Source organism: Myxococcales bacterium, assembly GCA_016706225.1.
Classification (GTDB): domain Bacteria; phylum Myxococcota_A; class Polyangia; order Polyangiales; family Polyangiaceae; genus JADJKB01.
This window is the reverse complement of record JADJKB010000021.1, coordinates 513,296-526,488: the sequence shown is the minus strand read 5'-3', so window position 1 is coordinate 526,488 and position 13,193 is coordinate 513,296. Positions and strand designations below refer to the sequence as shown.

8 protein-coding genes are annotated in these 13,193 nt (G+C 68.7%); 3 read left to right on the top strand and 5 right to left on the bottom strand.

The genetic code is table 11. The annotated features are described in order from the left end of the window. Nucleotides 1-10 precede the first annotated feature (10 nt). Complete coding sequence (locus tag IPI67_27055; protein ID MBK7583839.1) at nucleotides 11-739, bottom strand: hypothetical protein; 729 nt, start codon at nucleotides 737-739, stop codon at nucleotides 11-13. Nucleotides 740-920: 181 nt separating this feature from the next. Between IPI67_27055 and IPI67_27050 the strand changes: the two genes are divergently transcribed. Beyond that, nucleotides 921-2,711, top strand: coding sequence for a serine/threonine protein kinase (locus IPI67_27050; protein MBK7583838.1), 1,791 nt, complete (start codon nucleotides 921-923; stop codon nucleotides 2,709-2,711). A 163-nt stretch (nucleotides 2,712-2,874) separates the two neighbouring features. After that, the gene (locus IPI67_27045; GenBank protein ID MBK7583837.1) at nucleotides 2,875-4,698 is read left to right on the top strand and encodes an SUMF1/EgtB/PvdO family nonheme iron enzyme; all 1,824 of its coding nucleotides are present in this window, start codon (nucleotides 2,875-2,877) and stop codon (nucleotides 4,696-4,698) included. Between the two features lie 3 nt (nucleotides 4,699-4,701). Here IPI67_27045 and IPI67_27040 read toward each other — a convergent pair whose 3' ends face one another. The 4 genes from IPI67_27040 to IPI67_27025 form a co-directional block, all read right to left on the bottom strand. After that, a complete protein-coding gene (locus IPI67_27040; GenBank protein ID MBK7583836.1) occupies nucleotides 4,702-5,979 on the bottom strand; it encodes a sigma 54-interacting transcriptional regulator in 1,278 nt (425 codons plus the stop codon). A 46-nt stretch (nucleotides 5,980-6,025) separates the two neighbouring features. After that, on the bottom strand, nucleotides 6,026-7,042 hold the full coding sequence (locus tag IPI67_27035) for a hypothetical protein (GenBank protein MBK7583835.1): 1,017 nt from the start codon (nucleotides 7,040-7,042) through the stop codon (nucleotides 6,026-6,028). 260 nt (nucleotides 7,043-7,302) lie between these two features. Then, nucleotides 7,303-9,288 carry a PD-(D/E)XK nuclease family protein gene (locus tag IPI67_27030; protein MBK7583834.1) on the bottom strand — a complete coding sequence of 662 codons (1,986 nt, stop codon included), beginning with the start codon at nucleotides 9,286-9,288 and terminating at the stop codon, nucleotides 7,303-7,305. Further along, the gene (locus IPI67_27025; GenBank protein MBK7583833.1) at nucleotides 9,285-12,131 is read right to left on the bottom strand and encodes a hypothetical protein; all 2,847 of its coding nucleotides are present in this window, start codon (nucleotides 12,129-12,131) and stop codon (nucleotides 9,285-9,287) included. The genes IPI67_27030 and IPI67_27025 overlap by 4 nt, the downstream gene beginning before the upstream one ends. A 521-nt stretch (nucleotides 12,132-12,652) precedes the next feature. Here IPI67_27025 and IPI67_27020 point away from each other — a divergent pair. Continuing rightward, nucleotides 12,653-13,183 carry a DUF2779 domain-containing protein gene (locus IPI67_27020; GenBank protein MBK7583832.1) on the top strand — a complete coding sequence of 177 codons (531 nt, stop codon included), beginning with the start codon at nucleotides 12,653-12,655 and terminating at the stop codon, nucleotides 13,181-13,183. The last annotated feature ends 10 nt before the right edge of the window (nucleotides 13,184-13,193 follow it).

Sequence of the window (13,193 nt, the reverse complement as noted above, 5' to 3'; positions counted from 1 at the left end):
CGCGGCGGGTTCACAGACAGAGAGGACAGCCGATTGGGCAGGTCGTCTGTGCTGGTGTGGGTGTGAAGCAGGTGGGGCCCGCTGACGGGCCGCCCTGTTGCACGTCACAACACAGCTGGCCGGGGCCGCAGTACGCCTGACCGCAACACACACCGCCGGGTGGCGGAGGCCCTGGCGCGAAGCACGGCGGTTTCGCGCAGTTGCCCGAGCAGTACGGGTTCGGGCCGGCGCAGGCGAAACCACAGCCGCCGCAGTTGAAAGGATCGTTCTCTAGGTTCACGCACTTGCCGTTGCAGCAGCTGGTGCCCGCGGCACAGCCATTCGGTCCGTTGCATGCCCCGCCGCCACCGCCGGAACCGCCGCCGCCGCCGCCGGTCGTGCATTCCCACACGAGTGCCGAGGTGCAGTTACACGAGATGGTCGAGCCCGGTCCCGCGGTGCCGCAGCCTTCACCCGGACTACAACACTTCGCGCCGCTCGGGCCGCAGTCGAGATCCACACAGGTGCCGCCACCATCACCACCCACGCCGGTCCCTCCGATGCCCGCCGTGCCGGCGCCGGAGCCTCCCGCGCCGCTGTTGTTGCCGGAGCCGCCGCCCCCCGACGTCCCGCCGGTGCTCTTGCCGCCGCCGCCACTCGAGCCTCCGGTGCCGTTCGAATCGCTGTCCGTCGACCCGCCGCACGCGAAGATGATCCCACACACGACCACGCTCAGCACAGCACTCTGGATCCGCCGCATGCCCGGAGCGTACGCCCTCGAGGCGCGAAGTGCCATGCAGCGCGCGGATGCATCGCGCAGCGGCTGCATGCCGGCAAATCGCAGCGATCTCGACTGCGCAGCGGGTGACGGGTCGGTGCTCGGATGGTTGATGGCGCCCGCGCGGCCGAGCCGATGCTCGGTTGATGTATCCTTGGCGGGGATGTCTGGATTTCAGCTCGCTCCCGGGGCGATCTTCGCCCGCGACTTCAGGGTCATCGAGCCCCTGTCGGAGGGCGGGATGGGAGCGGTCTACGTCGCGGAGCAGCTGAGCACGCAGGCGCGGCGGGCGCTCAAGCTGATGCACCCGCAGCTGGTCCGGGATCCGGGGCTGCGGGCGCGCTTTGAACAAGAAGCCACGGTCGTTGCTCAGATCCCCAGCGACCACGTGGTTCAGGTCATCGCGGCCGGTGTCGATGCCGAATCAGGCATGCCCTGGCTCGCGATGGAGCTGCTCGACGGCACCGATCTGAGCGAGGCCGTTGCGACGGGGCGCTGCGGCTCGAGCGCGCTCCGCGAAATCATGGAGCAGCTCTGCCATGGCTTGAGCGCAGCGCACGAGCGGGGCGTCGTGCATCGGGACTTGAAACCCGAGAACGTGTTCCTGGCGGCGCCCCGCCGCCCCGGCGTTCACTTCACCGTCAAGATCCTAGATTTCGGTATCGCCAAGGTGACCGAACAAGCGCGGGCGCCGACCGCGACCGCGGCGCTGGGAACGCCGTTGTGGATGGCGCCGGAGCAGGCCGGGGCAACGGGCGGTACGATCAGCCCAGCGACGGACATCTGGGCTCTGGGCCTGATTGGTTTTTGGTTGCTCACCGGACGCAGTTACTGGAAGGGCGCAACGAGCCCGGGCGTCACCCTCGAGTCATTGATGCGAGAGGTGTTGTTCGACCCGCTGCCTCCCGCGTCCGAGCGCGCGCACGAGCTGGGCTTTCGCGGCGCCTTTCCTCCGGGCTTCGACTCATGGTTCGCAAGGGCCGTGCAGCGCACTCCCGGCGAGCGCTTCCAAGATGCTGGGGTGGCATTCGAGGCGCTCTCGCAGGCCCTGGCTGCGCCGCCGCCGAGTGGCAACGAGTTCTCCGACGCGGCGACCGCCTACGCTGACGCGCCGAGGATGGAGCGAGCCACCACACCCAAGACGGTGGACGACATCCCGCCCCTCAGGCTGGCCACGGTGCCCGGGTTTCCAGCCGCTGCGAACCTGAATCCGGCGCCGCCGGCCGTTGTTCCACAGCCGACACCGGCAGCGGCGTTCTACCATCCAGCGCCCACGCCGAACCCCGAGCCTCCGCACTACCCGCCCGCCGCGGGATACGGGTACGCGGCCACATCAGCAGCGTCGAGCGCCGGTCGAGGTCGCGCCACCGGTTTCGCATGGGGACTCGCGACCCTCGCGGTGATCGTTGCGGGGGTAGGCGCCGCGCTGATTCTGACGCGGGAAGACTGGCAACCCTATCTCGAAGCGGCACTGGAGCCCGAGGCCACGACGGCGCCGCCGCCGCCGTCTGCACCAAGCCCGACGCCGGTGTGTCCTCCCGGAACGAGGCCGAGCGGCGGCCGCTGCGTCGCATGGGTCGATCGCAGCTGTCCCTCGGGTCTGCGCTTCGAAGAGGGCAAAGGCTGCGTCGCGATCGTTGCAACCCCGAGTCCGCCCGTCCAACCTGCGCCATTGCCGATGCCGACGAAGGCGCCGACGTCCACCCCGACGCCGGCGCCCACCCCGGCGAAGAAGACTGCGACCCTCAGCATCGACTGCGTGCCGTCGTGCGACAGCGTGCGCATCAACGGCGTGGAGGCCGGCCACTCTCCGATCATTCGCAGAGTGGTCCCCACGGGTCAGACCACGGTCTTCTGCAAGCGGGCGGGCTACCAGTCCTCTAGCCTGCAACTCATTCTCTCCTCCGGCGCCTCGGTCGCGCGCCGGGTCAACCTGATCCCGTTGAAGAAGTGAGCCCTCGCGCGGTGCAACGCCGGCACCCGCGGGTTCTCGCCGTATCCGACCGCCGAGACTGAGGAACGGGTGAGCGGTACACTCGCCCAGTGACCCTCGATCTTCGCGCCGGCGCCGTCATCGGGGCAAGCTGCGCCTGCTGAGACCGCTGGGGCAGGGCGGCATGGGGGTCGTGTGGGCCGCGCGTCACGAGGCGCTCGACACGGACGTCGCCGTCAAGCTGATCCGCCCCGAGCGAGTCGCGGCCGATCCCGCGCTGGTCACGCGTTTCGAGATCGAGGCCCGGGCGACGGCGCGCATCGCGCATCCCCACGTCGTGAAGGTGATGGACTACGGCACCCTCGACGGCACGGTGCCGTTCATCGTGATGGAGCTGCTCGAAGGCTTCACCCTCGCCGAGCTGCTCGAGCAGGGCGGACGTCTCAGCCTGGCGACGACGCTGGTGCTGTTGCAGCAAGTGGGCGGCGCGCTCGGCACGGCCCACGAGCGCGGCGTCGTGCACCGCGACATCAAACCACACAACGTGTTCCTGCTGGCAGCGAGCCCGGACTACCCGGTGTTTGCCAAGGTCCTGGACTTCGGGATCGCGAAGCTGCTCGGCGAAACGCAGGTCCCCGGCGCGAGCCACGCGCTGACCGAGACCGGAGCCATCATCGGCTCCCCGCCGTACATGAGCCCGGAGCAGATCGAGGGCAGCAAACACGTCGACCTGCGTTCGGATCTCTGGTCCCTCGGTGTCATTCTGTACGAAGCCTTGACCGGGCGGCGACCGTTCGGGGGTGGCTCGTTCGTGGCGGTGGGCTCCGCCGTGCTCGAAGGGAAGTACCCACCGCCGAGCACACTGCGGGCCGGATTGCCCGGGGACATCGATGATTTTTTTGCGAAGGCCCTCGCCGTCGATCCCGACGGACGTTTTGCTTCCGCCCGCGAGATGGTGGATGCGTTTCAGGCGCTCGGGCTGGAGACCGAGGTCGACATCGTCCGGGTCACGTCCGACACCGCCCTTGATGTGGGCCTCGCCTCGACGCTGGACGCGTCCGCGCCGGAGCGGCCCGCGCCGGCAGCCCTCACCCTCAGCCACGCGCCGGTGGCGCTCAAGAAGCGGTCGTTGTCACGGCGGCGCGTGGTCGTGCTCACGGCTCTCGTGGCGTCGGGCATCGCAGCGGCGTTCGCGCTGTCGGCAGCTGGCGGGGCGCGGGGCGCGCTCGTGTGTCCGGCCGGCATGCAGCGGATCGACGCCGCCAAGTTCCGCATGGGCTCGGCGGCGGAGGGAAATACTCCTGGCGACGAGCTCCCCGCTCACGAGGTGAAGCTGCAGGCGTTCTGCCTGGACGCGACGGAGGTGACCCTCGGCGCGTACCGGGCGTGTGCATCCTGCTCGAGCCTCGCAACGAGCCCGGTCGGCGAGGAGCTGACCCCGAACGGCGTCACCCTCTACAGTCAATTCTGCAATCGACCCGAGCGTACCGATCACCCCGTCAACTGCATCGAGTGGCAGAGCGCGAACGCCTACTGCGAGGCTGTCGGCAAGCGGCTGCCCACCGAAGCCGAGTGGGAGTTCGCCGCTCGAGGGGAAGGCTCGAGCACCTACCCGTGGGGTGAGGCGGCGCCGTCCGGCGAACGGCTCAACGCCTGCGACGGTGAATGCAGCCGATTGCTCACCGCCGAGCGCGCGAAGTTCGAGGGCCAGCCTTACCCGAAGATGTACGCCGACGACGACGGTGATCCGTCGACGGCTGCGGTGGGCAGCCGAAAGCTCGGTGCAACACCGCAAGGCGTGTTCGATCTCGCAGGCAACGTCTGGGAATGGACGAGCAGCCACTACTGCCCGTACAGCGAGCCGGAGTGCGGTGACTCGCGTCGCGTCATTCGCGGCGGAGGCTGGGACACGGTCGAGAGCCGGGATGTGCGTGCGGCCCGTCGCAAGGCGAGCGCCCCTTCAGCTCGCAGCTGGGCCGTGGGCTTCCGCTGCGCGAAGTCGCTCTGAGCTTCAGCCCTTCTTGCTACGACCGAGCAGGCGAAGCAGCTTGCCGCGTGACACACCGAGTTTGCTCGCGGCGGCGGTCACGTTGCCGCCCGCGGCGTCGACGGCTTCATCCACTACTTCACGCGTCAGTGCAGTCTTGTTCGTCGAACGCTCACCCGTCACCTCTTCGAGCGACCAGAGCCTGAGGCCGGGTTCCGGATCGACACGGCGCACCGCGGCGAGCAAGGCGTCGAGCTCCCGCACGTTGCTCGGCCAAGCTTCGAGCAGGAGTCGCTCGATGGCCTCGACCTCGACCTCCGCCGCCGTCAGTCTTCCGGCGCCCGCTCGCGCGGTCAGTGCCTGCGTGATGCTGAACAGGTCTTCGTTCCGCTCGCGCAACGCTGGCACCCGGATGCGCGCCATGGCCAGGCGTGCGAACAGATCGCGACGAAACTCGCCACGCTCGACCATCTCTTCGAGGTGCCGATGGGTCGCGGCGACGACCAGCACGTCCACGCTCACCGGTCGCCCCGCGCCCACCGGCAAGACCTCTCGATTCTCGAGCAACCGCAGCAGTTTCGCCTGTAGCTCGAGGCTCAGCTCGCCGATTTCGTCGAGGAAGAGCGTGCCTCCGTCGTGAGCGACGACGATGCCGCTCGACGCCGTCTTGGCGTCCGAGAACGCCCCGGCCACGTGCCCGAACATCTGCGACTCGAACACCCCGCGGGCGACACCGGCAACATTCACCGCCGCCACCTTCTGAGCGCGTCCGAACGCGGCGGCGAGCGCCTGCGCCACGAGCTCTTTGCCCGTGCCGGTCTCGCCTTCGACGAGCACGTTGCCCGGTTTGCTCGCTGCGAGCGCGGTGATGGCGTCGGCCACGCTGCGCAGACCAAAGGGACCCACCAGCTCACCGACCGGTGCTGCGGGCTCGAGCGGTCCGCTCAGCCCTTCGCGAAACACGAACAGCGTATTCCCGAGGCGCAGCGTCGCTCCATCATCCATCGGCGTCAGCTCGCCCTTGGCGAGCTTGCAGCCGTTGATCCAGGTCCCGTTGCGCGAGCCGGCGTCGGCGATCTTCAGCACACCGCCCGCGCGGTCGAACTTGATGTGAGCCCCGGAGACCTCGCTGTCGGCGAGCCCATTCGAGGCCAGCCACTCGCGCCCGACGGTGCTCCCGGAGTCCGGCAGCGTGAGCGCGAGAGGCCGCGGGAACGCACAGACGAGCACCGGTCGGCGCACTCCGGCTCGGGGCGCAGAGGGTCCGCGGTGCTCGACGGTGCTCGACGCGTCGCCGGTCATGATCGAAGGCAGGTTGCCATGACCGCCCGCTCCGCGGAAGCGCGCTTCAGAACAGCGGCCTGCCGTCGAGGCCGCAGCCGGGATCCCCTTCGCGGCAGGTGCGTCCGGTCGTGGTGGTTTCGTTCGTGACCAGAGGTCCGGCCTGACCCGCGCGCTCACCGAGCTTCGGGCGAGCCGCATCGAGGGCTCGTTCGTAGGCAACCAGGGCGTCGGGGCCTGCCCCGGGTTTTCTTGCCGCCAACGCCGCACTCTGTACGTCTTGCAGCGCGGACGTTCGCCTCACGCTCGAGGCCCAGCTTGCGAGATCGGCGTGTCGGTGTTCGAGAGCCGAGAGTCGTTCGAGACCTTCGACGCGGGTCTGCAGTGCATCCAGTGCATCACCGAAGGCGCGCAGCCCGTCCTGTCCCGGCGAGCGGGCGTCGAGTCCAGCGCGCGCGGCGGCGGCGGTGTCCCGCTCGCTCGCGGCCTTGTCCGAGAGCGGTCGTGCCAGGAGGTTCGCGTGCCGGCGGTCGAGGGCCGCGAGATCCGTACGCTTGGCGTCGTTGTGCTCTTGGATCAGCGCGTGCTCCCGCTCTTTGAGCTCCAGGCTGGCGCGCTCCCGCGTTGTGATTCGTTGGTTCGCGTCGTAGGCCGCCACGGCCCCCACGGAAACCAAGAGCGCGAGCGCAGCGCCGAGCACGTACTCGCGCCGGCGCCGCCCGGTCTCGCGTCGTACACGCAGGGACGCGAGCTCATGAGCGCGCGCGGCGTTCTCGAGCTCCAGGCGGGCGCGGGCGTCGGCCTCGATGCGCGCGACGTCGGCGGCCGCGCGTTCTCGGGCTTCGGCGCGCGCCTTCTCGGTCACTGCCTCGCGATTTCGTCGGGCCTGCTCCTCCGCGGCCGCGGCCAGCCCTGCTGCTTCCTCCGCCAGGCGTCGAGCTGCTGCTTCGCGTTGTTCGCGGGCTCGCTGCTCGCGGGCTCGGGCTCGGGTGGTCTGTTCTTGCTCGATGCGTTCGTCCTCGATCTTGGCGAGATCGGCGAGGGACATGGCGACGGAGGTATCGGTGGTGACTCGGCTGGACATTGACTTCAGGTCTCCTTCGAGGGGAGGCCTTTGCAGCCGGTGTGCCTGGGGCGATCGGGGGGAAAAGCAGCGGGATCCAGCCCTGGGAAGGCGATCGCGATCGGGGCTGGGGCGGGCGATCGCGATCGCGATCACGGGGGCGGCGGAGCGATGGCGCGCTCAGGAGAGCCGCGCGTCAAGTCGGATTCGGAAAGCGCGCGTCGCAAGCCGATTCCCCGGCCGGACACACAGGGAATGGTAGCGCGACGGCCCGTGTGACATCAGGGCAACGCCCCCTGCGCGCGCACGATGCTCCGCCCGAGGTCCGCCAAGAGGTCGCCATTGCCGAGCAGCTTCTCGGCGCCTCGCGCCCCCAGCACCACGAGCGAGTCCGTGGCCTGATGCACCTTGAGCGCGATCTTGCCGGTCATGTTCACCTTGATGGCGGCCGGAACGGTCTTTCGATCCGGGTGCTGAGTCGCGAGCACCAGGTGGATCCCGGCGGCGCGAGCCTTTGCGCCGAGGCGCTGGACGGATGCCAAGAACTCGTCCTTGGTGTCCTTGCTCGCGAGCAGATCCTGGAATTCGTCGATGAGTAGCACGTAGCGCGGGAGCCTGTCGTTCGCAGCGGCCGCCGCGTTGAAGTCGTCGATGTGTTCGACGCGCTGCGCAGCGAAGCGCTGGTAGCGGTCCTCCATTTCTGCCACGAGGTCCGTCAGGATCCCCACCGACTCAGCCGCGTCGAAACACACCGGGCGCGCAAGGTGCGGTCCGAGGCCAGCCTCGACCGAGCCGAAGGTCACACGCTTCGGATCGACGAGCATGAGCTGAATCAGTGACGGCGGTTGATACTGGACGAGGCCGGCGGCGATCGACCGGAGCAGCACCGATTTTCCGCTGCCCGTCGTCCCGCCGATCAACAGGTGGCACGAGGTGGGGTCAGACAGATCCGCACGCAGAGGCTCGCCTTCCACGTCTTCGCCGAGGACAAAACGCCCGGGCCGAGCGCTCAGCCACTCTCGGCACCGTCCGAGCAGCGGCGACAGGCGCACCGAACCAGGTTTGCTCCGCTGCGCGTCGATGACGCGGCGGGCGCCGAAATGCGCGTAGTCCGCCGAGATACCGTGATCTGCCTCCAGGTGGTGCAGCACGTCGACACTGGCGCGGTCGAGCTCCTTGATGCTGCCGCGGTTCAGTGTGACCTCGACGCGAATGAGCCGAGACCCAACCCGAGGTGGCTGGCGCACGGTCGCCTCGACACCTTGATCCGCGTACAGTTGCACGACGCGCTCGACAAGTCGGGAGGCCTCGGCCAACGCATCGCGATCTGCCGGGGCCCGCGCGCCCTCGGGTGCGCCTGGCGCCTCGCGTGTTGGCAGTTCGACGTCGCCGGTTGGGCTCGGCCGGGGGCGGTATGCGTTAGCGGGCGGATCGTCCCGGGGCGGGACGGCGTCGCGGTGCAGCGCGACACACTCGGCTCGCAGTGGGCACGAGGGACACAGATCAGTCCGTTTCGTCGCGGGGGCGCTCTCCGGCTTCGCTACCCAGCCGGCCATCTCACCGAGCAACGGTATGAGCTCGCGTTCCACCCAGTCGTCGGCGGCCTGAGGTTCGAGCCGTGTCGTCACGAGTCCGGGCCCAAACCGCAAGATAATCGGCACTGCTTCCCGATCTCGCTGGAGCATGCGGCGGTAAAGCGCCACCTGAGCTCGGTCGAGCTCCTCCGTGGACTCGTCGGTGAGTTTGTACTCGACGACCTCGTAGGAGTGTTCGTCCGGCGCGTGGATCGCGTCGATGCGACCGGATAGCTGCACCGTGCCCGCGGGGGTAGACAGCTCCCACTGGACGGTGACCTCCGCGCCGTGGAGAAATCGCCGCAGCACGTCAGCGACGCTGCCGGGGCGCCGGGCGATGCGCTGCGCCAGGTAGCCGCCGTACGCGCGGAGAGCCTCGGCGAGATCGTCAACCTCGCTGGGCATCGACCGGTAGGTTGGGTTGCGATCGAGCTCGTGGACCAGCTGGCGGAGGAGCAGCCCTTCGATGGCATCCGCCAGCTCATCTGCGGGTGCCGAGGTGGGCAGCGTCTCGAAACGTTTTGGCAGCTGCGTGACATTCGCTGCGAATCGGTCCGCGATGCGGTGAAATGCGGAGCCGAGCGCCGAGGCACCGACGGGAAACACCACTCGCTTGGAAAAGCGCCGTCCCAGGGCGAACACGCGCGGGCAGCGGAGCGCGTTGCGTACTTCGGTGACCGTCAGCGCCGTCATGGCCCGGGCTCCACGAAGACACAAAGACGTCGGCCATACCAGCGGACCTTGGGCCCGCCCCGCAGCAAGTCTTCTGCGACGCTTGCCGCCGTCGCCCGTGGATCGATGTGCCGGACCTCGCGCAAGAGCCGCTCGACGCTGGCGACGCGCAAGCGGCGAAGCACGACCAGGGTTGGGGTCGGAGGAGCATCGGCATTGAACGGAACCGTCGTGTCCGCCGCGCGCGGCGCGTGCGCATCCAGTGCTGGCTCGCGCTCCGATTCTGCCGAGTCGTGGCCGAGGAGCACAGCGCGCACGAAGGGCCACTCGCGCCAGGCAAGACACTGCTTCACCCAGCTCTCGACCACCTCGAACTCGAGAGATCGGCCGTCGGAGCCGGCGAGATCTTGCGAGCGCCCCGCGGCAAAAAAATCGTGCAGTGCGATCAGCCGAGCGGAGTCTTCCGCCGCCAGCCAGCTCCAGGCGGCACCACGGGCGGTGGCCTCCCTCGCATACTCCTCCACCTTCGTCCAGGTCGGTGGGAAGGCCAGGTTGTGCTCGCGCACGATCACCGAGCGTGCCGGAGCATCCAGGGCGGCGGCGTGCTGGAGCGCCGCCGCAACGGAGCGCGGGTGCGGGTGCTGCACGATGCGGATTTCCCGGTCCGCGTTTCCCAGCGTCACGGTGCGTGTGATCCTGTCGGTGGTCGTAGACGGGTTGAGCCCCGCCAGCTCAGCCGCCACCATCAGCGCACTCGCCAGACGCTCGGCATCGAGCCCGCGTCCATCGGACGCGATGTCCTGAAGCTCGGCCCGTCCGCGCGCGACATGGATGGCCCAGAGCTCGGACAAACGGTCGTCGACGTTGGTATTCGGGGGTGACTCCACCGGGGAGAGAGCCGCTTCCCCCGCCGGACCGGAAGCCGAGGGCGACGGGTGAAATAGGTCGCGACACGAGAGCATCAACATGCGCGGGGTCATCACCTCGGCGGCGCGCCAAGTGTCGATTTGTTCGGTGGTGAATGGCCAAGGGAACGGCTCGGTTCGCTCCGCCGCTGACAGCCGATCGAGCCAAGCTCGGACGAGCTCCTCGCGCTGGTCAGCAGTGGGAAGCGAGAGCTCGAGGAGCTTGGCTTCGACGCGCGAACGGTGGGAGGCGGCGAGCTTTGGGCGGATATTGCGGTCCCACTCGGCGTCGAGCGCAAGCTGAACGATCACCAGTCCTCGGACGGTGTCGTGGAGCTCACTGATCAGATTCCCGTGCGCCGCGATGCGTGACGATTGCCGATCCGCGGTCACCAGGTTCTCCAGCTGGTCGAACACGAGCACGATGGGTGCGCCGTGGGCAGCGACGACGGCGAGTGCCCGCAGCGCTGGCAGAACATCAGCGTCAGTGAGGCTCGCGCCGCCGCCGAGCCGACTCAGCTGCACGTCGTTCATCTCGCGACCGGCGAGCCATGCGTTCGCAGCCCGTCGGTCCGGTGCTGGCAAGAATGGGGCGCGCAAGAAGCGCTCCAGGTAGTCGGTCCACACCTCCGGGTACAAACTCTCGAGGTGGGTCGTCGCGCGTTCGATCAGGTCTTCCCGCAGGCGCTCGTCACGCTGGCGCATCTGCTCGAGCAGCACGTGAGGGCCTACCCGCTCGCCCGACACCACGCTGAGCATGGACGCTGCGATCACGTCCAGCTGGCGGTCAGTGGTTCCAGACGCAGGATGCTGAAGTGAGTCGACGACCTGCGTCAGCACGTGTCGTGGGGTCGCCTCGATGCCGATCTCGGGGCGCACGAGCACAAAGGCCGCGAGCGGGCCGAGCTTGCGGCGCACCCGCACGAACAGGTGGGTCTTGCCAGAGCCCGCCGGTCCCAATCCCAGGACCGTGCTCGAGTGCAGCTCGCGCGGGCCACGCGGTGCGGCGCGACGCACGTCCTCGATCCGGGCGATGACGGCGTCGCTCACGTGGCAGTTGAGCGACTCGACATCGACGATCTCGCTGCCCCACGGATCGGCGTGTTCGAAATCGAAGGGGCCCCTCATGTGCCCCCTCGGGATCACTCGAGCGTAGGAGATCACGGTTCCGTGGACGTCGGATGGGCAGAGCGCGCGATCGGAAGCGGACAGGTTGCCGACGCCGCTCTCCGGCCGAAGCTCGATGCGGCCGGCGCGAGCCAGCGCAAGCAGCCTGTCGTGGGCGAGGGCAGGCGCGTGTGGGGGTGCGAGCGCGCGGACCAGATCTGGAACGAACACGGAGCGGCCTCGGGCTTGTTCGAGCCGCGTGAGGAGGTCGAGCACATGCTCGGCGGGCAAGTCGCGGACGTCGTCAGGTGAAGAAAGGATTCCGATGAGGGGCTCGAGCAGGCTTCGCGCCTCCGCCCGCGTCAGTGTCCTTGGGGGCATTCCCTTGCGAGGTCGTACGCGGGCGACGAGCTTGGGGAGCATTTTGGCGAGGGCGCGGAGAGTGTCGACCTCCGCGAGCGCGAGCAAATCCGTTCCCGGTAGCGCGATCTCGTCGGTTCGCAGGCCCGCCACGAGCACGAGTTGGTCGGCGGCGATGAGCTCGAGGGAGGTCCGCTTCAGCTCGGCCGCGGTCGCGCCGCTCACGCGTTTGGCCAAGGCGGCGAACGGAATGGGAGTCGCGTCCTCGACGCTCGCCTTGATTTGATCGGCGAGGGGCGTCCGTACGCCCTTCGTCGTGCGTTCGAGGCCGCGTACGGCGAGCTTCTCCAGCAACAGCAGTTCGTCGTGCCGCGACAACTTGCCGCGCAAGAGCTTCTTGTTCGGGACGAAGCGCTCCGCCCGCACGTGGGCCTCCACCTCCGCCACCAAGGCGTCGGTGAGCTGGATCGGAGGCGCCCTCTTCGTAGCCATTGTGGGGGCAGCGAACGCCGCGTGCGCGAGCGAGTCAAGCGAGGCGTGCGTTGCCAGGCTTGCCGCGCTCCGACCCCGCCGCCGGATCCGACGAAGGCTCGCGCTGGCGCATCGACAGTCACCGTACTTCGGCCTCGAGGTGACGCAGAAGCGGCTGCTCACGAAGATGCTATCGATCATCGACGGCGGACTCCTACGTGCCGGTTGCTACGCGCGGTCCATGATCGAGGAACCCAGGGTCAGAGAAGGTCAGCGTGATCGTGCCCCCGTCGCGAAGTGGCCCGAGCTCCACATACACGTTCGTCCAGTAGGACATTCCGTGTCCCGGCTCGGCTTGGCTCGCAGGCGCAGCGTGTTCAGACTGTCCCTACGCCGATGGCTCTGCCGCTTGCAGCTTCCGTTCTCCAGCCCAGGTTGCCCGCCCCGCCGGAGGCGCGCTGCACGACGCAGCGCTGGCTGAATTCGCCGCTGGGCACATCCAGCGAGCGATGCCGCGGGAGGGCTGTCGTCCCTACGATGGAGTGCCGGTCCAGTTCTCGTGTCACGTCGAGGAATCGAGCGGAGGACTCCGTCACCACGAGTGGCTGGCCGAGGGCGCAGGCGATCCGCGGCCGGCCCTGGCCGAGGCGCTCGTCCACGCACTCCGGGGCGCAAAGACCATCGTGGCCTACAACGCGGGCTTCGAGCGGGGCTGCATCCGAGAGCTACGCGAGCTCGCTCCACACCTCGACGGCAAGCTGCGAAAGAGCGAGCGTCGAGTCCTGGATCTGCTGCCGATCGTGCGCGAGCACGTCTACCACCCTGATTTCGGCGGTAGGTTCGGGCTAAGATTCGTGCTGTCGGCGCTGGTGCCGGAGCTCAGCTACGGGGGTTTGGCCATTCAGGACGGCGGCTCCGCAACCGTCGAGCTCGAGCGCCTGTTGCTGCGCGGCTCTGAGATGCCGGAGGCAGAGCGAACCGAGCTCCGGCGTGCACTCCTGGACTACTGCCAATTGGACACGCTCGCGATGGTGAAGATCGTCGAGCGGCTGCGCGTGTTGGCGAAGCGCTGAAGGCGCAAGT

What these genes read in the sequence shown, in the direction of transcription:
- IPI67_27055 (MBK7583839.1), bottom strand. Translation starts at nt 739, where the DNA reads ATGCGGCGGATCCAGAGTGCTGTGCTGAGCGTGGTCGTGTGTGGGATC.
- IPI67_27050 (MBK7583838.1), top strand. Translation starts at nt 921, where the DNA reads ATGTCTGGATTTCAGCTCGCTCCCGGGGCGATCTTCGCCCGCGACTTC.
- IPI67_27045 (MBK7583837.1), top strand. Translation starts at nt 2,875, where the DNA reads ATGGGGGTCGTGTGGGCCGCGCGTCACGAGGCGCTCGACACGGACGTC.
- IPI67_27040 (MBK7583836.1), bottom strand. Translation starts at nt 5,979, where the DNA reads ATGACCGGCGACGCGTCGAGCACCGTCGAGCACCGCGGACCCTCTGCG.
- IPI67_27035 (MBK7583835.1), bottom strand. Translation starts at nt 7,042, where the DNA reads ATGTCCAGCCGAGTCACCACCGATACCTCCGTCGCCATGTCCCTCGCC.
- IPI67_27030 (MBK7583834.1), bottom strand. Translation starts at nt 9,288, where the DNA reads ATGACGGCGCTGACGGTCACCGAAGTACGCAACGCGCTCCGCTGCCCG.
- IPI67_27025 (MBK7583833.1), bottom strand. Translation starts at nt 12,131, where the DNA reads ATGGCTACGAAGAGGGCGCCTCCGATCCAGCTCACCGACGCCTTGGTG.